Source organism: Novilysobacter longmucuonensis (assembly GCF_046600735.1).
In the GTDB taxonomy this organism is placed as follows: domain Bacteria; phylum Pseudomonadota; class Gammaproteobacteria; order Xanthomonadales; family Xanthomonadaceae; genus Novilysobacter_A; species Novilysobacter_A longmucuonensis.
The window spans coordinates 58,083-75,991 of the sequence record NZ_JBJMAW010000004.1 but is presented as its reverse complement, the minus strand read 5'-3'; the positions used below and the strand labels follow the sequence as shown (position 1 = coordinate 75,991).

The following is a 17,909-nucleotide window of genomic DNA, read 5'->3' as shown; positions in this document are numbered from 1 at the left end:
CGACGGCTGCCGTGACCAGTGCCGCCGCGGCTAGCGCTGCCGCGCGCGAGCGGATGGCGGGCATCGGGGTGATCGAGTGGCTGCGGATCGGCGATGTCGAGCGCGTGACGCAACTGATCGAGGACATGCGCGAGCTGCGCGTGCGCCGCCTGCGCACGCAGTTTTCCTGGGCCGACTGGCATGCGCCGGGTGGCGAAGACTGGTACTCGTGGCTGCTGCCGCGGCTGGCGGCCGAGTGCGAAGTGCTGCCGTGTTTTACCTATACGCCGCCGTCGCTCGGGATCGAGGCACGGACCGCCTCGCCGCCGCGCGATCCGAAGGCCTACGCCGATTTTCTCGACCTGATGATCACCCGGTTCGGCGCGCATTTCGAATGGGTCGAATTGTGGAACGAGCCGAACAACCTCAACGACTGGGACTGGCACCTCGACCACAACTGGGAGATCTTCTCCTCGATGGTCGGGCAGGCCGCGTATTGGGTGCGCCAGCGCGGCAAGAAGACGCTGCTCGGCGGGATGTGCCCGACCGATCCGAACTGGCTGGGCATGCTGGCCGATCGTGGCGTGCTGGAGCATATCGATGCGGTCGGCATCCACGGTTTTCCCGGCACCTGGGACTTCCGCGAACGCTCGTGGAGCGACACCATCAGCGACGTCCGCGCGGTGCTCGAGCAGCATGCGGTCAAGCCGCAGATCTGGCTGACCGAGGTCGGCTATTCGACTTGGCGTCACGACGAGATCGAGCAGTTGCGGCAGCTGCGCACGGTGCTCGACGCGCCGGCCGATCGCATCTACTGGTACGCGGCAAATGACCTGCACGACAGCCTGAGCCACCAGGACGGCTTCCACGAGGACGAGCGCCACTACCACTTCGGTCTGCGCGATGCGCACGGGCGACCCAAACTGCTGTACCGGATGTGGGCGGCGTCGGGGTTCGACGGCGTCGAGGAGATCGCCTCGCTGCAGCACCATCACGGCACCGGCCTGTCGCGCGCACCGGACAAGGATCCGGTGTCGGTGGCGAGCCTGGCGGCGCTGCCGCCGGAGAGGCAGCGGGCCGATGACGCTGACCAGACGGCGTCGGCACCGGAACACGACACCGCACGGCAGGACACACCGGCGCAGGCGCCGCAGCGCCCACCCGCGCGCCTGCGGTCCGGCCAGCAGCGACCGGTACTGATCACCGGCGGCGCGGGCTTCGTCGGCACCAACCTAGCCGCGCGCCTGCTCGCCGCCGACCGGCCGGTGCTGATCTACGACAACCTGTCGCGGCCCGGCGTCGAGCACAACGTACGCTGGTTGCGCGCGTGTTTCGGTGACCGCCTGCAGGTCGAGATTGCCGACGTGCGCGACCGCCACCTGCTGCGCGAGGCCGTGGCTGGGGTGGGGCAGGTGTTCCACTTCGCCGCTCAGGTCGCGGTGACTTCGAGCCTGGAAGATCCGGCCACCGACTTCGACATCAACCTGCGCGGCACCTTCAACGTGCTGGAGGCTGCGCGACGTGCGCGGCGCCCGCCGCCGGTCGTGTTCACCTCGACCAACAAGGTGTACGGCGCGATCGACGACGTGGCGCTGGAGGCTACCGACAGCCGTTATCAACCACGCGACGCGGCGCTGCGCGCAGCCGGGATCGGCGAATCGCGGCCGCTGGACTTCCATAGTCCCTACGGCTGCTCCAAGGGCGGCGCCGACCAGTACGTTCTCGATTACGCACGCAGCTACGGATTGCCCGCGGCGGTGCTGCGGATGAGCTGCATCTACGGCCCGCACCAGTTCGGCACCGAGGACCAGGGCTGGGTCGCGCATTTCCTGATCCGCGCGCTGGAGCGGCAGCCGATCACGATCTACGGCGACGGCCGCCAGGTGCGCGACATCCTGTTCGTGGAGGACCTGGTCGATGCACTGCTGCTGTGCCAGGAGCGCATGCCGCAATTGCGCGGCCGCGCCTTCAACATCGGCGGCGGCCCGGCCAACACCACCAGCCTGATCGAGCTGCTCGAGCGTATCGGCGCACTTGCCGGGCACACGCCGAAGGTCACCCGCGCACCATGGCGCACCGGCGACCAGCGCTATTACGTATCCGACACACGAGCGCTCGGCAAGGCGACCGGTTGGGCCCCGCGCGTGGGCGTGGCCGACGGTGTGGCACGGCTGCACCACTGGCTGCATGCGCAGCGCAGCGGCTCGGGACAGATTCCGGCACGGAGGCACGTCGCATGAGCACGATGAGCGCAGCGGTGTTCTGCGGCAACGGCCGCATCGAGGTGCGGCGCCAGCCACTGCCGACACCCGCACCGAACGAAGTGCGCGTGCGGCTGCAAGGCTGCGGCATCTGCGCGTCCAACCTGCCGGTCTGGGCCGGCCAACCGTGGTTCGAATACCCGCTGGCGCCCGGTGCGCCGGGGCACGAGGGCTGGGGCGAGATCGATGCGGTCGGCGAGGAGGTGGACGACTGGCGCATCGGCGAGCGCGTCGCGCTGCTGTCGGGCAACGCCTACGCCGAGTACGACGTCGCCCCGGCCGCGGCCCTGACCCGCGTACCCGACGGCCTGGCCGACCGGCCGATGCCGGGCGAGCCGATGGCGTGTGCGATGAACATCTTCCGACGCAGCGACATCCGCGCCGGCCAGCGGGTCGCGGTGGTCGGCGTAGGCTTCATCGGCGCGTTGCTGATCCAGCTCGCCAGCCGCGCCGGCGCCGAGGTCATCGCGCTGTCGCGGCGGCCGTTCGCGCTGGAGGTCGCGCGCCAGTGCGGCGCGGCGACCACGCTGGCCACCGACGACATGTACGCGGCGATCGGTGCGGTGCAGGAGATCAGCGCCGGCGCCGGTTGCGCACGAGTCATCGAGGCCGCCGGCGAGCAGTCCACGCTCGACATCGCCAGCGCGATCAGCGCCGAAGGCGGCCGGCTGATCATCGCCGGCTACCACCAGAACGGCCCGCGCCAGGTCGACATGCAGCAATGGAACTGGCGCGGGCTGGACGTGATCAACGCGCACGAGCGCGACCCGGAGGTCGCCGCGCGCGGCCTGCGCGAGGCGGTGCAGGCTGTGGCGGACGGACGCATCGATCCATTCGCGCTGCTGACCCACGACTTTCCGCTGGGCGGGATCGAGACCGCGTTCGACACGCTGCAGCAGCGCCCGGACGGATTCATGAAAGCAACGGTGGCGCTATGAGGGATGCCGTCGACAGTTGTTCGCCCGAGGCTGTATCGGCGAAGGGGAGTGAGTCGGAGCAACAGCAAATCCCCCTCGATTCCCCTTTTAAAAAGGGGGAGGTGCTCACCGCTGATGTAGGCGAGTGCGAGTCTGCAGTTGCCCCTTCCTTCAATGCGGGCGAGTGCGGGACTGCAGTTGCCCCCTCCTTTGGAAAAGGAGGGTTGGGGAGGATTTGCTCTGGCTCTTCGCCCGAGCCTTCCGACAAAGCCTTGGATACAGACCCCGCTCAAAGACCGCACCTCCGCGCCATGGCAGCGCGCCCCCGCCTGGGTTTTCTCGGCGTCGGCTGGATCGGCCGGCAGCGCATGCAGGTACTGGCCGACAGCGGCGTGGCGACCGTTGCGGCGATTGCCGATGCCAGTGGCGAGGCCGCCGAGGCGGCGGCCGCGGATGCCCCCGGCGCGGTGGTCACCGACGGGCTCGACGGGCTGCTGGACGCCGACCTGGACGGCATCGTCATCGCCACGCCCAGCGGCGCGCATGCGGCCCAGGCGATCGCCGCGCTCGAGCGCGGCCTGGCGGTGTTCTGCCAGAAGCCGCTGACCCGCACCACCGCCGAGGCCGAGCAGGTCATCGCCGCGGCGCGACGCGCCGACCGGTTGGTCGGCGTCGACTTCAGCTACCGCCACCTGGCCGGCGTGGCGGCGCTGCGGGAGCGGGTGCAGGCCGGCGAGCTCGGCCAGGTGCATGCGATCGACCTCACCTTCCATAACGCCTATGGCCCGGACAAGCCATGGTTCTATGACATGGCGCAGTCCGGCGGCGGCTGCGTGATGGACCTGGGCATTCATCTGATCGACCTGGCGCAGTGGATCTGCGGCGGGGCTGCAGTCGACCAGATCGACGCGCGCCTGTACGCCAAGGGCCGCGCGCTGCCGAAGCCGGTCGGCGAGGTCGAGGACTACGCCTCGGTGCAATGGCGGATGCACAGCGGTGCCAATGTGCGGATGGCTTGCTCGTGGCGGTTGCCCGCCGGTTGCGACGCGGTGATCGAGGCTGCGTTCTACGGCAGCCGCGGCGGCGCGGCACTGCGTAATGTCGCCGGCTCGTTCTACGACTTCACCGTCGACCGCTTCGACGGCACCCAGCGCACGCGCCTGGCCGAGCCGCCCGACGCCTGGGGCGGCCGGGCGCTGGTCGAGTGGGCGCAGCGGCTGGCCGAGGGCGGACACTTCGATCCGGACGCCGACCAGCTGGTCGAAGTCGCGCGCATTGTCGATGGGATCTATGGCCGCTGACCGCCATCGAGTGCTGCTGACCGCCGATACCGTCGGCGGCGTTTGGCAGTACGCACTGGAGCTGGCGCAGGGTTTGTCCACCTGCGGCGACCAGGTCGCGCTGGCGACCATGGGCGGCCCCCTGACCCAAGAGCAGCGCCGCGATGCCGAGGCGATCGACGGACTGTCGCTGTACCCGAGCAACCACAAGCTGGCGTGGATGCAGTCGCCCTGGGTCGATGTCGACCGCGCCGGCGACTGGCTGCTGGAGGTCGCCGCGCAGGTGCAGCCCAGCGTCGTCCATCTGAACGACTACAGCCACGGCGACCTGCCGTGGGACGCGCCGGTGCTGATGACCGGGCATTCCTGTGTGCTGTCGTGGTGGCAGGCGGTCCATGGTAGTCCCGCACCGCGGGCGGACTGGGACCGCTATCGCAGCCGCGTACACGATGGCCTGCACGCGGCCGACCTGGTGGTGGCGCCGAGCCAGGCGATGCTGACGGCGCTGATCAGCCACTACGGCCCGCTGCCCTCGGCGCGGGTGATCGCCAACGGCCGCAGCCGCCATGCGCTGGTGACCGGTCCGGACCGAGAACCGCTGATCCTGGCCGCCGGTCGGCTGTGGGACGAGGGCAAGAACATCGTCGCACTCGCCGAGGTGGCGCCGCGCCTGCCGTGGCCGGTGTGCGTGGCCGGCCAGGCGCATCACCCCGACGGCGGCACGACGCAGTTGCCCAACGTGCGCCTGCTGGGCTGTCTTGATTCCGCCGAACTGGACCGGTGGTTCGCGCGCGCGGCGATCTATGCGCTGCCGGCCCGCTACGAGCCGTTCGGCCTGTCGGCGCTGGAGGCGGCGCAGGCCGGCTGCGCGCTGGTGCTGGGCGACATCGACAGCCTGCGTGAGGTCTGGGGCGACGCCGCGCTGTTCGTCGCACCCGATGACCGCGATGCGCTGGCGGCGACCCTGCAGCGGCTGATCGACGACGCGTCGCTGCGCGAGGACTACGCCCGCCGGGCACGGCTGCGCGCGGCACGCTACACGCCGGCGGCGATGGTCAACGGCTATCGCCGCGCCTACAGCGGATTGTCGCTGCAGCGCGGATTGGAGCGCTGGGTGCCGCCGCGTACCGCCCGCGACTTCAGTGCCGGGGCGGCGCGATGAAGTTCGTGCTGTTCTACCACTCGCTGGTGTCGGACTGGAACCACGGCAATGCGCATTTCCTGCGTGGTGTGGTCAGCGAGCTGCTCGCCCGCGGGCACGAGGTGGAGGTGTTCGAGCCGGAGGACGGCTGGAGCCGCACGCAGCTCGTGGCCGAGCACGGCACCGCACCGATCGAAGAGTTCGAGCGGCGCTTCCCGCGCCTGTCCAGCCGCACCTACGACCTCGATGCACTGGTGCTGGAGGAGGCGGTCGACGGCGCCGACGTGGTGCTGGTGCACGAGTGGAACGCCCCGGCCCTGGTCGCCGGGCTGGGCCGGCTGGCATCAAAGCAGCGCCGGCTGCTGTTCCACGATACCCACCACCGCGCCGCCACCGCGCCGCACGAGATGGCGCGCTTCGACCTCAGCGGCTACGACGGCGTGCTGGCCTTCGGCGAGGCCGTCCGCCAGCGCTACCTGGAGCGCGGCTGGTGCGATCGCGTGTGGACCTGGCACGAGGCCGCCGACACGCGCGTGTTCATGCCGCATCCCGGGGCGAAGCGCGAGGGCGACCTGGTCTGGATCGGCAACTGGGGCGATGACGAGCGCACGCGGGAGTTGTCCGAGTTCCTGATCGATCCGGTGCGTGAGCTCGGCCTGTCCGCGCGGATCCACGGCGTGCGCTACCCGCGCTCGGCGCTGGCCGAGCTCGCGCGCGCCGGCATCGACTACCGCGGGTGGCTGCCGAACCATCGCGCGCCGGAGGTGTTCGCCCGCTTCGCCGCCACCGTGCACGTGCCGCGCCGGCCCTACGTGCGCGCGCTGCCCGGCATCCCGACCATCCGCGTGTTCGAGGCGCTGGCCTGCGGCATCCCGCTGGTGTGCGCGCCGTGGCCGGATGACGAGGGATTGTTCACGCCGGGCGCGGACTACCTGGTCGCGGCCAACGGCGCGGAAATGCGCGAGCGCCTGCGCGAGGTCGTCCACGACAAGGAGCTCGCCGGCACGCTCGCGCGGCACGGGCTCCACACCATCCGCAGCCGCCACACCTGCGCCCACCGCGTCGACGAGTTGATGTCGATTCTCGGCGAACTGGCCGCCCCGACCGATCTGCATGATCCGCGTGCCCTGCGTGGTCCGCACGAACCCAGGAATTCCCTTCATGTCTGAATCGCTCAACATCGCCTTCTTCGGTTCCAGTCTGGTGTCGTCCTACTGGAACGGCGCGGCCACCTACTACCGCGGCATCGTGCACGCGCTGCACCGGCGCGGCCACCGGGTCACCTTCTTCGAGCCCGATGCGTTCGAGCGCCAGCAGCATCGCGACATCGAGGACCCGGACTGGGCCCGGGTGGTGGTCTATCCCGGCGAAGGCGAGGACGGCGTCAGCGCTGCGCTGGAGCAGGCGCGCGGCGCGGACGTGGTGGTCAAGGCCAGCGGCGTCGGCGTGTTCGATGCGCTGCTCGAACGCGAAGTGTTGGCATTGCGCTCGCCCGAGACCGCCGTGGTGTTCTGGGACGTCGATGCACCGGCGACGCTGGAGCGCATCACCGAGGACCCGGCCGACCCGTTCCGCGCCCTGATCCCGCGCTACGACCTGGTCCTGACCTATGGCGGTGGCCCGCCGGTGGTGAATGCCTACCGCGGCTTCGCCGCGCGCGACTGCATCCCGGTTTACAACGCGCTCGACCCGGCCACCCACCATCCGGTGTCGGCCGAGCAGCGGTTCGCGGCGGACCTGGGCTTCCTCGGCAACCGCCTGCCCGACCGCGAGGCGCGGGTCGACCGGTTCTTCTTCGAGGCCGCCCGCCGCGCACCCGACCAGCGCTTTCTGCTCGGCGGCAGCGGATGGGACGATACCGTCCCGGAAAACGTGCGCCTGCTCGGCCACGTCTCGACCCGCGACCACAACGCGCTCAACTGCAGCGTGCGCATGGTGCTCAACGTCAACCGCGAGAGCATGGCGCGCTTCGGCTGGTCGCCGCCGACACGGGTGTTCGAGGCCGCCGGTGCCGGCGCCTGCCTGATCGTCGATGCCTGGGACGGCATTGAGGAGTTCCTCGAGCCCGGCCGCGAGGTGCTGGTGGCGCACAACGGCGAGGAGATTGCGGAATACCTGAAGTCGATCGACCCCGAGCACGCGCGGCAGATCGGCGAGCGCGCCCGCCAGCGGCTGCTCGCCGACCAGACCTACGCGCACCGCGCGCTGGAGGTCGAACGGCTGCTGCTGGCGAAAACCCCGGTGACCGCGTGAGCCGCGGAAGCTGCCTGTGTAGGAGCGCCCCATGGGCGCGATGCTTTTCGACCCGCCAGGTAGAAGCATCGCGCCCATGGGGCGCTCCTACAAAACCAAGCTCCGCGAACCATTCGCACGGATTACGTAATGACCCAACCGCTAGACATCGTGATCCTCGGCCTGACCCTGCGCTCCTCCTGGGGCAATGGCCATGCCACCACCTACCGCGCGCTGGTGACGGCGTTGCAGCATCGCGGCCATCGGGTGCTGTTCCTGGAGTGCGACAAGCCGTGGTACGCCGGCCGGCAGGACCTGCCGTCGGACCTGCCGGGCCGCCTGGCACTGTATGCCGACCTGGATCAGCTGGCCGACGAACACGCCGGCAGCATCGCCCGCGCGGACCTGGTGATCGTTGGCTCCTACGTGCCCGAGGGGATCGAGGTGGGCGAGTGGGTGCAGTCGGTGGCGCAAGGCGTAATCGCCTTCTACGACATCGATACGCCGGTCACCCTGGCGCAGTTGGCGCGCGCGGAGTGCCCCTACCTGCACCCGCGGCTGATACCGGGCTACGACCTGTACCTGTCGTTCAGCGGCGGGCCTTCGCTGCGCACGCTGGAACAGCGCTATGGCTCGCCGCTCGCCCTGCCGCTGTACTGCTCGGTCGATCCCGAGCGCTACCGGCCCGAATCCCTGGAGCCGCGCTACGACCTGGGCTACATGGGCACCTACAGCGACGATCGCCAGCCGGTGCTGGAGCGGCTGCTGCTGGAACCGGCGGCGGCGTGGCCGCAAGGCCGCTTCGCCGTGGCCGGGCCGCAGTACCCCGAGGACATCGCCTGGCCGGAGAACGTCGAGCGCATCGAGCACCTCGGTCCCGCGCTGCATGGCCGCTTCTACAACGAGCAGCGTTTCACCTTGAACGTGACCCGCGCCGACATGGTCGCCGCCGGCTGGTCGCCGAGCGTGCGCCTGTTCGAGGCCGCCGCGTGCGCCACGCCGATCGTGTCGGATCCATGGGACGGACTGGAGACGCTGTTCGAACCCGGCGAGGAGATCCTGATCACCCATTCCGGGGCCGACGTACTGCAATGGATCCGCGACATACCCGAAGAACGCCGCTGCCGGATCGGTGAAGGGGGCCGCCGCCGGATCCTGGCTGAACATACCGCCGCCCACCGGGCCGAGACGCTGGAACGGTATTTCGAACGCACCGCCGGACGCCGGCCGGCCCACCGTCCGCGGCCCAGGCCGGCAGCGGTGTCCATCCACCCATGACAGCGTGACACACGGGCCCGACACGCCCAGGAGAGTGTGCAATGGCAGCGAAGCATGAGGCGCAGCAGACGACCGACCACAAGGAGATCCGGCGCTGGGTGGAGGCGCGCGAAGGGCGGCCGGCGACGGTGAAGGGCACCGAGGACGAGGACGATGGCGCCGGCCTGCTGCGGATCGCGTTCCGGGACGATGTCTCGCTGCAGGCGATCGGCTGGGACGAGTTCTTCGAGAAGTTCGAGGACGAAGACCTGGCCTTTCTCTACCAGGAGGAAACCAAGGACGGCAAGCGCAGCCGGTTCTTCAAGTTCGTCGAGCGGGAGTAGCCGATGGCGCGCCGTGGGAGATCGACGCGCATGCCGGGAGGTCGCCGGGACGATGCGGCGTCGGCCGGCGGATCGGCCGGTGACTTGCCGTGTGCCACCGGCAGGACAGGGCCGTCGTCATGGCCATGAGCGCTCCGGCCGCCGGACACGACGCGCTGCAGGCGCAGATCGACGCGCAGCAGCCTTGGTTCCACAACCTGCACCTGCCCGAGGGCCTGCAGACTGCGCCGGAGCATCCGCTGGGCGATTTTCCCTCGTTCAAGTGGAAGCAGATAGCGCCGCACATCGATACCGACCTCAGCGGCTGGAACGTGCTCGACATCGGCTGCAACGCGGGCTATTACAGTTTCCAGTTCGCCGCGCGCGGCGCGTCGGTCACCGCCATCGACGTCGACCCGCACTACCTGCGCCAGGCGCGCTGGGCGGCAAGGCACCTGCAGCTCGAGGACCGGATCGAGTTCCGGCAGATGCAGATCTACGATCTCGCCCGGGAGTCTCAGACCTACGACCTGGTCTGGTTCATGGGCGTGCTGTACCACCTGCGCCACCCGCTGCTGGCGCTGGACATCGTGCGTCGCAAGATGCGCCGGATGATGGTCATGCAGACCCTGACGATGCCGGGCGATGAGGTCGTCGACCCGCCCGCCGATCTCGCGATCGACCAGCGCGAGCGCCTGCGCGAGCCGGGCTGGCCGGCGATGGCGTTCATCGAAAGACGCCTGGCCGGCGATCCGACCAACTGGTGGGCGCCCGACCACGCCTGCATCGAGGCCATGCTGCGCAGCAGCGGCTTCAAGGTGCATGCGCGCATCGCGCACGAGACCTATCTGTGCGGACCCGGCGACGCGCCCATGGACGCCGCCGGCATGGTCGAAGCCGAGCTCAAGGCCGCCACCGGCACCTGACGGGCTCCACGCGGCCGTTGACTTGCCCCGCGCCGTCCCCAACTATTGCGCCCTGAGCGCGGCATCCGGCCGCGGTCCCGGATGCCAGGTGGCCCGCGGCAAACCGCCGGCCAAGCGTGCGACATGAGCACTACCATCGCCCATCGCTGATTCCGCCCGAGCTGCCGCATCCGCAGGTGCCCCGGTCGGCGCCTTTTTTGTGCCACCCATTCCCCTGTAGGAGCGGCTTCAGCCGCGAAGCTCTCTGTAGGAGCGACGTAAGTCGCGACCGCGCCGTCACATCGGTCGCGACTTACGTCGCTCCTACAAAAAACCTACTTCGCGGCTGAAGCCGCTCCTACAAAACGCAGACTTCCAGCCATGATCAACATCACGCTCCCCGACGGCAGCCGCCGCGAATTCGAACATCCCCTCAGCGTCATGGACGTCGCCGCCTCGATCGGCGCGGGCCTGGCCAAGGCGACCGTCGCCGGCGAGCTCGACGGCAAGCTGGTGGATGCCTCCGACGTCATCGAACACGACGCCCGCCTGCGCATCATCACCCCGAAAGATCCCGAAGGCGTGGAGATCATCCGCCACTCCTGCGCGCACCTGGTCGGCCACGCGGTCAAGCAGCTGTACCCGGACGCGAAGATGGTGATCGGCCCGGTGATCGAGGAGGGGTTCTACTACGACATCTGGAACGAGCGCCCGTTCACGCCCGATGACCTGGCCGCGATCGAGCAGCGCATGATCGAACTGATCGACACCGATTACGACGTGATCAAGAAAGTCACGCCGCGTGAGGAGGTCATCGCCACGTTCAAGGCGCGCGGCGAGGACTACAAGCTGCGCCTGGTCGAGGACATGCCCGACGAGCAGGCGATGGGCCTCTACCACCACCAGGAATACGTCGACATGTGCCGCGGCCCGCACGTGCCGAACACGCGTTTCCTCAAGGTGTTCAAGCTGACCCGCATCTCCGGCGCGTACTGGCGCGGCGACTCCAAGAACGAGCAGCTGCAGCGCATCTACGGCACCGCCTGGGCCGACAAGAAGCAGCTGTCGGCCTACATCCAGCGCATCGAGGAGGCCGACAAGCGCGACCACCGCAAGATCGCGCGCCAGCAGGACCTGTTCCACCTGCAAGAGGAGGCGCCGGGCCTGATCTTCTGGCATCCCAAGGGCTGGTCGATCTGGCAGGTGGTCGAGCAGTACATGCGCGGTGTCTACCGCGACAGCGGCTACCAGGAGGTGCGCTGCCCGCAGATCCTCGACGTCTCGCTGTGGAAGCAGTCCGGCCACTGGGACAACTACCAGGACAACATGTTTTTCACCGAGTCGGAGAAGCGCACCTACGCGCTCAAGCCGATGAACTGCCCGGGCCACGTGCAGGTGTTCAACCACGGCCTGCACAGCTACCGCGACCTGCCGATCCGCTACGGCGAGTTCGGGGCCTGCCACCGCAACGAGCCATCCGGCGCGCTGCACGGCATCCTGCGGGTGCGCGGATTCACCCAGGACGACGGCCACGTGTTCTGCACCGAGGACCAGGTCGAGGCCGAGGTCACCGCCTTCCACCGCCAGGCGATGCAGGTGTACGAGACCTTCGGCTTCAAGGACGTCCAGCTCAAGATCGCGCTGCGCCCCGAGCCGCGGCTGGGCGACGACGCCACCTGGGACAAGGCCGAGGCCGCGTTGCGCGCCGCGCTGCGCAGTGCCGGGGTGGAGTGGGAGGAGTTGCCGGGCGAGGGCGCGTTCTACGGCCCCAAGATCGAGTACCACCTGCGCGACGCGATCGGCCGGACCTGGCAGCTGGGCACGATGCAGGTCGATTTCATGATGCCGGCGCGGCTGGGGGCGGAATACGTCGACGAGCACAGCCAGAAGCGCCACCCGGTCATGCTGCACCGCGCCATCGTCGGTTCGATGGAGCGCTTCATCGGTATCCTGATCGAGCACCACGCCGGCCAGTTCCCGGCCTGGCTGGCGCCGGTGCAGGCGGTGGCGATGAATATCACCGACGCCCAGGCCGATTATGTCGATGAGGTGCACAAATCCCTTGCGAATCAAGGATTCCGGGTCGAAAGCGATTTGCGGAACGAGAAGATCGGCCGTAAGATCCGCGAGCACACGCTGCAGCGCGTGCCGTACCTGCTGGTGGTCGGTGACCGCGAGAAGGAAAACGGCCACGTCGCGGTGCGCACGCGGGGAGGGGAGGATCTGGGGACGATGTCCGTTGCCGAATTCGCCTCGCGTTTACGTGACGAGCACGCCAGATAGGGCAGCCTAGGCTGCCGCCGACCCGGTCGCGCCTGCGGCCGGCACGATCCATACCGGAGATTGAAACATCAGCACCCCTGACAAGCCGAATCGCAAGAACCAGGAAATCCGCGTCCCGCGCGTCCGCGTCATCGGCGCCGACGGTGAGATGGTCGGAGTGCTCTCGCGCGACGAAGCGCTGAGCCTGGCCCAGGAAGATGGCCTCGATCTGGTCGAAATCCAGCCGCACGGCGACCCGCCGGTCTGCCGCATCATGGATTTCGGCAAGTACAAGTTCGACCTGCAGAAAAAGGCCAACCTGGCCAAGAAGAAGCAGAACAAGGTCGAGATCAAGGAAATCAAGTTCCGCCCGGTCACCGATGAAGGCGACTACCAGATCAAGCTGCGCAAGATGCGCGAGTTCCTGGAGGAGGGCGACAAGCTCAAGGTCAACATCCGCTTCCGTGGCCGCGAGATGAGCCACCAGGAGCTGGGCCGGGAGATGGCCGCCCGGATCGAGACCGATCTTGGCGAAGACATCGTGATCGAGTCGCGCCCGCGCTTGGAAGGCCGGCAGATGGTGATGATGATCGCGCCGAAGAAGCGCTGAGGCCATGCGGCGGTGATCGCCATGATCCCCGCCGAACCCAGACACCGACCGTAGGAGCGGCTTCGGCCGCTATCCAGAGCCGGTCCCGCGACCGGTCATCCGATCGCGGCTGAAGCCGCTCCTACAGCGGCGCGGCGGATTGCAACGCGCGGCGGCAGCCCGCATAATGCGCGGCCCGGTTCGCCGGGTCTGCTGTACGCGACATTCAGGACTCGTCGAGGATTCTTCCGGATCAACGACTTACGACCGGCCAGGGCAGGACGGAAAGCGTGGCGCCTGTGTTCTTGCAGCCGCTGCCGCCCAAGCCAGTGACAGAAACCGAAAGGACATCCCATGCCCAAGATCAAGACCCATCGCGGGGCGGCCAAGCGTTTTCGCAAGACCGCTTCCGGCAAGTTCAAGTGCGGCCACGCCAACCGTAGCCATATCCTCACCAAGAAGTCGACGAAGCGGAAGCGCAACCTGCGGCAGACGAACCATGTTCGTGCCGAGGATGCAGGCCGTCTGACCCGCATGCTTCCGTATCTCTGAGGAGGGCTAAAAAATGGCACGAGTCAAACGTGGTGTGACGGCCCGCCGTCGTCACAAGAAAATCCTGAAGCAAGCCAAGGGCTACTATCACGCCCGCCGCAAGGTCTTCCGCGTCGCCAAGCAGGCGGTCACCAAGGCACTGCAGTACGCCTACATCGGCCGCAAGCAGAAGAAGCGCAATTTCCGTTCGCTGTGGATCACCCGCATCAATGCGGCCGCCCGCATCAACGGCATGAGCTACAGCCGCTTCATGAACGGCCTGATGAAGGCCGGCATCACCCTGGACCGCAAGGTGCTGGCGGACATCGCCGTGCACGACGCGGCGGGGTTTGCCGCGCTGACCGAAAAGGCCAAGGGCGCGCTCGCAGCGTAACGTGTCGGTGTCATTGCGCATGGCAACGTGCGTGATGACGGACATCGAAGTACACGCATGGGGAAGGGCGCAAGTCCTTCCCCATGTTCGTTTTGGGGGTTCCGGTCATATCTGTAGGAGCGGCTTCAGTCGCGATGGGGTTCCGGTCGCGCGCGCCGGTTCCGAATCGCGGCTGAAGCCGCTCCTACAGGTGCCGGATCACCGGACTGACGGGATCGACGATGAGCGGTATCGAACAACTGACGCAACAGGCGCTGGCCGACATCGCCGCCGCCGATTCGCCGGCGAGCATCGAGGCGCTGCGCGTCGCCCTGCTCGGCAAGTCCGGCACAGTCACCGCGCAGCTCAAGCAGCTCGGCACGCTGCCGGCCGACCAGCGCAAGGCCGCGGGCGAGGCGATCAACCAGGCACGCGATGCGCTGTCGAGTGCGCTGGCCGAACGCAGGGCGGTGCTCGATGACGCGGCGCTCGATGCACGCCTGGCCTCCGAAACGATCGACGTCACCCTGCCGGGCATTGACCGTGCCCGCGGCGGCCTGCATCCGGTCAGCCGCACCCTGGAGCGCATCACCGACATCTTCGGCCGGCTCGGTTTCGGACTCGCCGACGGCCCGGAGATCGAGGACGACTGGCACAACTTCGAAGCGCTGAATTTCCCGCCGCACCACCCGGCGCGCGCGATGCACGACACGTTCTACTTTGGCGACGGCCGCCTGCTGCGCACCCATACCTCGGGCGTGCAGGTGCGTTACATGGGCGAGCACCCACCGCCGCTGCGCATGATCGCCGCCGGCAAGGTCTACCGCAGCGACAGCGATCAGACCCACACGCCGATGTTCCACCAGGTCGAGGGCCTGCTGGTCGACGAGCACGCCAGCTTCGCCGACCTGAAGGGCACGCTCGCCGAGTTCGTGCGCGCGTTCTTCGAGCGCGACTTCCAGATGCGCTTCCGCCCGAGCTACTTCCCGTTCACCGAGCCCTCGGCCGAGGTCGACATCGCCTGGCAGCAGCCCGACGGCTCGACCCGCTGGCTCGAGGTGCTCGGCTGCGGCATGGTGCATCCGAACGTGCTGCGCAACGTCGGCATCGATCCGGAGCGTTACACCGGCTACGCCTTCGGCCTGGGCGTGGAGCGTTTCGCGATGCTGCGTTACGGCGTCGATGACCTGCGCAGCTTTTTCGACAACGACGTGCGGTTTTTGCGGCAGTTCGCCTGACCGCTGTGCTCCTTCCCCTTCAAGGGGAAGGCCGGGATGGGGATGGGTTTGATCTTGCTTGACCCGCAGCAAACCCCATCCCCTCCCCAGCCCTCCCCCTTGAAGGGGAGGGAGCCAACGCCTCGGCTCCAGACTTCGTGTGGAACTCCAACGATGAAATTCTCCGAAAACTGGCTCCGCAGCCACGTCCCGACCACCGCGACCCGCGATGAACTCGCCGCGACGCTGACCGCGATCGGACTGGAGGTCGAGGCCGTCACGCCATTGGGCGAGTCGCTCGATGGCGTGGTCGTCGCGCAGATCGTCAGCGCCACGAAACATCCCGAGGCCGACCGCCTGCAGGTCTGCCAGGTCGATATCGGCAATGGCGATCACGTGCAGATCGTCTGCGGTGCGCCGAACGCGCGCGCCGGGCTCAAGGCGCCGCTGGCGATGGTCGGCGCGACCCTCCCCGGCGGCATGGTCATCAAGGCGGCCAGGCTGCGCGGGGTCGAATCGGCGGGCATGCTGTGCTCGGCGAAGGAAATCGGCACCGACATCGATGCATCGGGGCTGCTGGAACTGCCGGCCGACGCGCCGGTCGGCGCGGCGCTGGCCGGTTACCTTGGCCTGCCCGACGCCAGCATCGAGATCAAGCTGACCCCGAACCGCGCCGACTGCTTCGGCGTGCGCGGCATCGCGTTCGATGTCGCCGCGGCATCGGCCAGCGAGGTCGCGGCCTTCAGCGCCGCGCCGGTCGCGCCGCAGAGCGAGGCGACACTGGCGGTCGAACTCAACGCCGGCGCCGACGCGCCGCGCTATTGCGGCCGCGTGATCGAGGGCATCGACGCCGCAGCACCGACGCCGTTGTGGATGGCCGAGCGCCTGCGCCGCAGCGGCACTCGGCCGGTCTCGCTGCTGGTCGACATCACCCAGTACGTGATGCTCGAACTGGGCCAGCCGATGCATGCGTTCGACCGTGACAAGCTGACCGGCCCGATCGGCGTGCGCCACGCGCGCCGCGGCGAGACGCTGACCTTGCTCGATGCGCGCGAGGTCACCCTGGACGAGCAGTTCCTCGCGATTACCGACGCCAGCGGTACCGATGAAAGCCGCCCAATCGCACTGGCCGGGGTGATGGGCGGGCTCGACACCCGCGTTACCGAGGCCACCCGCACGGTATTCCTGGAGTCGGCGCACTTCGCGCCATCGGCGATCATCGGCCGCGGCCGCAGACTCGGCCTGCACACCGATGCCGGCCACCGCTTCGAGCGTGGGGTCGACCCGGCACTGCCGCGCATCGCGATGGAGTACGCCACGCAGCTGATCCTGGACATCGCCGGCGGTGCGCCCGGACCGGTGATCGAGGCGGCATTGGCCGAACACCTGCAATCGCCGCAGCCGATCGAACTGCGCCGCGAGCGGCTGGCGCGCGTGCTGGGGCTGGTCGTGAACGACGCCGAGGTCGAGCGGATCCTGCGTGCGCTCGGCCTGGCGGTGGCCGCCAGCAATGAAGGCTGGCGGGTGACGCCGCCGAGCCGGCGCTTCGATCTTGCGATCGAGGAAGACCTGATCGAGGAGATCGCGCGCATCCACGGCTACGATGCAATCCCGACCACGTTGCCGGCCGGCGCTGCGCGGCTGGCCGCGCCCAGCGAAACCCGGGTCGACGACGCCAGCGTGCGCCGGCAGATGGCCGCCCGCGATTACCTGGAGGCGATCAACTACGCCTTCCTCGACGCGTCGCTGCTGGAGACCTGGCAGGCCGGGCAGGGCGCGGTCGCGCTGGCCAACCCGCTCAGCGCCGAGCTCGGGGTGATGCGCACGCGGCTGCTGCCGGGGCTGGTCGCCGCGCTGGCACGCAACGTGGCGCGCCAGCAGTCGCGGGTGCGTTTGTTCGAGCTGGGCAAGGTGTTTGAAGAGCGGGACCCGGGACTCGGGACTCGGGACTCGGGGGCGGCGCCGGCGCCGGTCGAGACGCTGCGTATCGCTGCGGTCGCGTGTGGCGAGGCCGCACCGGAGCAGTGGGGGAGTCCGGCGCGGCCCGTTGGCTTTCACGATCTCAAGGGCGACCTGGAAAGCCTCGCGGCTGCCTCCGGCGCCTCGCTGGAGTTCCGCGCCTCGCAGCAGCCCTGGGCGCACCCGGGGCGGTGCGCGGATGTGTTGCGTGTCGATGCCGGCGGCGAGAGCCAGGCCATCGGCTGCATTGCCCAGCTGCACCCGCGGCTGCAGCGGGCGCTGGATCTGGACGTCGAGGTCGTCGCGTTCGAGCTCGACCTCGAGCCGCTGGTGGCGCGCGCGCTGCCGAGGGCCCGCGGCCTGTCGAAGTACCCGTCGGTCCGTCGGGATCTCGCCTTCGTGGTGGCCGAAGACGTCGCCTGGGCCGAGTTGGCCGCCAGCATCCGCGCCGCGGCCGGCCCGGCCTTGCGCGATCTGGTGCTGTTTGACCGCTACCAAGGCAAGGGTGTGGAAACTGGATTCAAGAGTCTCGCTATGGGCTTGATTGTGCAGGACGAATCGCGCACTCTGACCGACCGCGATGTGGAACAGATCGTGGCCGATGTGACGGCCGCACTGCAGCGCGATCACCGCGCGTCGATCCGCGGGTAAGGCGGGCGAGCAAGGCGGATCCGTGCGGGCAG

The 17,909-nt window shown here is 68.8% G+C and carries 15 protein-coding genes; all 15 read left to right on the top strand.

The features are described from left to right. The first annotated feature begins 11 nt into the window (after positions 1–11). The 15 genes from ACJQWM_RS05890 (at position 12) to pheT (ending at position 17,877) form a co-directional block, all read left to right on the top strand. Entirely contained in the window at positions 12–2,219 is a 2,208-nt protein-coding gene (locus ACJQWM_RS05890; protein WP_332703123.1) for an NAD-dependent epimerase/dehydratase family protein, read from the top strand. Then, positions 2,216–3,178, top strand: a complete 963-nt coding sequence (locus tag ACJQWM_RS05885; RefSeq protein ID WP_332703121.1) for an MDR/zinc-dependent alcohol dehydrogenase-like family protein — start codon at positions 2,216–2,218, stop codon at positions 3,176–3,178. The genes ACJQWM_RS05890 and ACJQWM_RS05885 overlap by 4 nt, the downstream gene beginning before the upstream one ends. Positions 3,179–3,468: 290 nt before the next feature. Continuing rightward, complete coding sequence (locus ACJQWM_RS05880) at positions 3,469–4,458, top strand: Gfo/Idh/MocA family protein (RefSeq protein WP_332703118.1); 990 nt, start codon at positions 3,469–3,471, stop codon at positions 4,456–4,458. Further along, a complete protein-coding gene (locus tag ACJQWM_RS05875) occupies positions 4,448–5,599 on the top strand; it encodes a glycosyltransferase family 4 protein (RefSeq protein WP_332703116.1) in 1,152 nt (383 codons plus the stop codon). The genes ACJQWM_RS05880 and ACJQWM_RS05875 overlap by 11 nt, the downstream gene beginning before the upstream one ends. Further along, positions 5,596–6,747 carry a CgeB family protein gene (locus ACJQWM_RS05870; protein ID WP_332703114.1) on the top strand — a complete coding sequence of 384 codons (1,152 nt, stop codon included), beginning with the start codon at positions 5,596–5,598 and terminating at the stop codon, positions 6,745–6,747. Before ACJQWM_RS05875 ends, ACJQWM_RS05870 begins: the two co-directional genes overlap by 4 nt. Next, the gene (locus tag ACJQWM_RS05865; protein ID WP_332703112.1) at positions 6,740–7,831 is read left to right on the top strand and encodes a CgeB family protein; all 1,092 of its coding nucleotides are present in this window, start codon (positions 6,740–6,742) and stop codon (positions 7,829–7,831) included. Before ACJQWM_RS05870 ends, ACJQWM_RS05865 begins: the two co-directional genes overlap by 8 nt. A gap of 129 nt (positions 7,832–7,960) precedes the next feature. Continuing rightward, positions 7,961–9,088, top strand: coding sequence for a CgeB family protein (locus ACJQWM_RS05860; protein WP_332703110.1), 1,128 nt, complete (start codon positions 7,961–7,963; stop codon positions 9,086–9,088). A 41-nt stretch (positions 9,089–9,129) separates the two neighbouring features. Continuing rightward, a complete protein-coding gene (locus tag ACJQWM_RS05855; protein WP_330970800.1) occupies positions 9,130–9,411 on the top strand; it encodes a hypothetical protein in 282 nt (93 codons plus the stop codon). 125 nt (positions 9,412–9,536) lie between these two features. After that, positions 9,537–10,316 (top strand): TIGR04290 family methyltransferase, encoded by a 780-nt coding sequence (locus ACJQWM_RS05850; RefSeq protein WP_332703107.1) that lies wholly within the window; start codon positions 9,537–9,539, stop codon positions 10,314–10,316. Between the two features lie 360 nt (positions 10,317–10,676). Beyond that, complete coding sequence (gene thrS / locus ACJQWM_RS05845; protein WP_332703105.1) at positions 10,677–12,578, top strand: threonine--tRNA ligase; 1,902 nt, start codon at positions 10,677–10,679, stop codon at positions 12,576–12,578. Between the two features lie 67 nt (positions 12,579–12,645). Next, positions 12,646–13,167, top strand: coding sequence for a translation initiation factor IF-3 (infC, locus tag ACJQWM_RS05840; protein WP_332703177.1), 522 nt, complete (start codon positions 12,646–12,648; stop codon positions 13,165–13,167). A 333-nt stretch (positions 13,168–13,500) separates the two neighbouring features. Then, positions 13,501–13,698, top strand: a complete 198-nt coding sequence (rpmI, locus tag ACJQWM_RS05835; RefSeq protein WP_332703103.1) for a 50S ribosomal protein L35 — start codon at positions 13,501–13,503, stop codon at positions 13,696–13,698. A 13-nt stretch (positions 13,699–13,711) separates the two neighbouring features. Continuing rightward, complete coding sequence (gene rplT, locus ACJQWM_RS05830; protein ID WP_332703101.1) at positions 13,712–14,071, top strand: 50S ribosomal protein L20; 360 nt, start codon at positions 13,712–13,714, stop codon at positions 14,069–14,071. Positions 14,072–14,292: 221 nt separating this feature from the next. Next, positions 14,293–15,288 carry a phenylalanine--tRNA ligase subunit alpha gene (pheS, locus tag ACJQWM_RS05825; protein ID WP_332703099.1) on the top strand — a complete coding sequence of 332 codons (996 nt, stop codon included), beginning with the start codon at positions 14,293–14,295 and terminating at the stop codon, positions 15,286–15,288. Positions 15,289–15,441: 153 nt separating this feature from the next. Then, the gene (gene pheT, locus ACJQWM_RS05820; RefSeq protein WP_332703097.1) at positions 15,442–17,877 is read left to right on the top strand and encodes a phenylalanine--tRNA ligase subunit beta; all 2,436 of its coding nucleotides are present in this window, start codon (positions 15,442–15,444) and stop codon (positions 17,875–17,877) included. The last annotated feature ends 32 nt before the right edge of the window (positions 17,878–17,909 follow it).

Bases quoted from the DNA above. Each gene is read 5' to 3' on its own strand.
- thrS (WP_332703105.1), top strand. From the start codon at position 10,677: ATGATCAACATCACGCTCCCCGACGGCAGCCGCCGCGAATTCGAACAT.
- ACJQWM_RS05875 (WP_332703116.1), top strand. From the start codon at position 4,448: ATGGCCGCTGACCGCCATCGAGTGCTGCTGACCGCCGATACCGTCGGC.
- ACJQWM_RS05855 (WP_330970800.1), top strand. From the start codon at position 9,130: ATGGCAGCGAAGCATGAGGCGCAGCAGACGACCGACCACAAGGAGATC.
- ACJQWM_RS05860 (WP_332703110.1), top strand. From the start codon at position 7,961: ATGACCCAACCGCTAGACATCGTGATCCTCGGCCTGACCCTGCGCTCC.
- pheT (WP_332703097.1), top strand. From the start codon at position 15,442: ATGAAATTCTCCGAAAACTGGCTCCGCAGCCACGTCCCGACCACCGCG.
- ACJQWM_RS05850 (WP_332703107.1), top strand. From the start codon at position 9,537: ATGAGCGCTCCGGCCGCCGGACACGACGCGCTGCAGGCGCAGATCGAC.
- pheS (WP_332703099.1), top strand. From the start codon at position 14,293: ATGAGCGGTATCGAACAACTGACGCAACAGGCGCTGGCCGACATCGCC.
- ACJQWM_RS05880 (WP_332703118.1), top strand. From the start codon at position 3,469: ATGGCAGCGCGCCCCCGCCTGGGTTTTCTCGGCGTCGGCTGGATCGGC.
- ACJQWM_RS05870 (WP_332703114.1), top strand. From the start codon at position 5,596: ATGAAGTTCGTGCTGTTCTACCACTCGCTGGTGTCGGACTGGAACCAC.
- rpmI (WP_332703103.1), top strand. From the start codon at position 13,501: ATGCCCAAGATCAAGACCCATCGCGGGGCGGCCAAGCGTTTTCGCAAG.
- ACJQWM_RS05865 (WP_332703112.1), top strand. From the start codon at position 6,740: ATGTCTGAATCGCTCAACATCGCCTTCTTCGGTTCCAGTCTGGTGTCG.
- ACJQWM_RS05885 (WP_332703121.1), top strand. From the start codon at position 2,216: ATGAGCACGATGAGCGCAGCGGTGTTCTGCGGCAACGGCCGCATCGAG.
- rplT (WP_332703101.1), top strand. From the start codon at position 13,712: ATGGCACGAGTCAAACGTGGTGTGACGGCCCGCCGTCGTCACAAGAAA.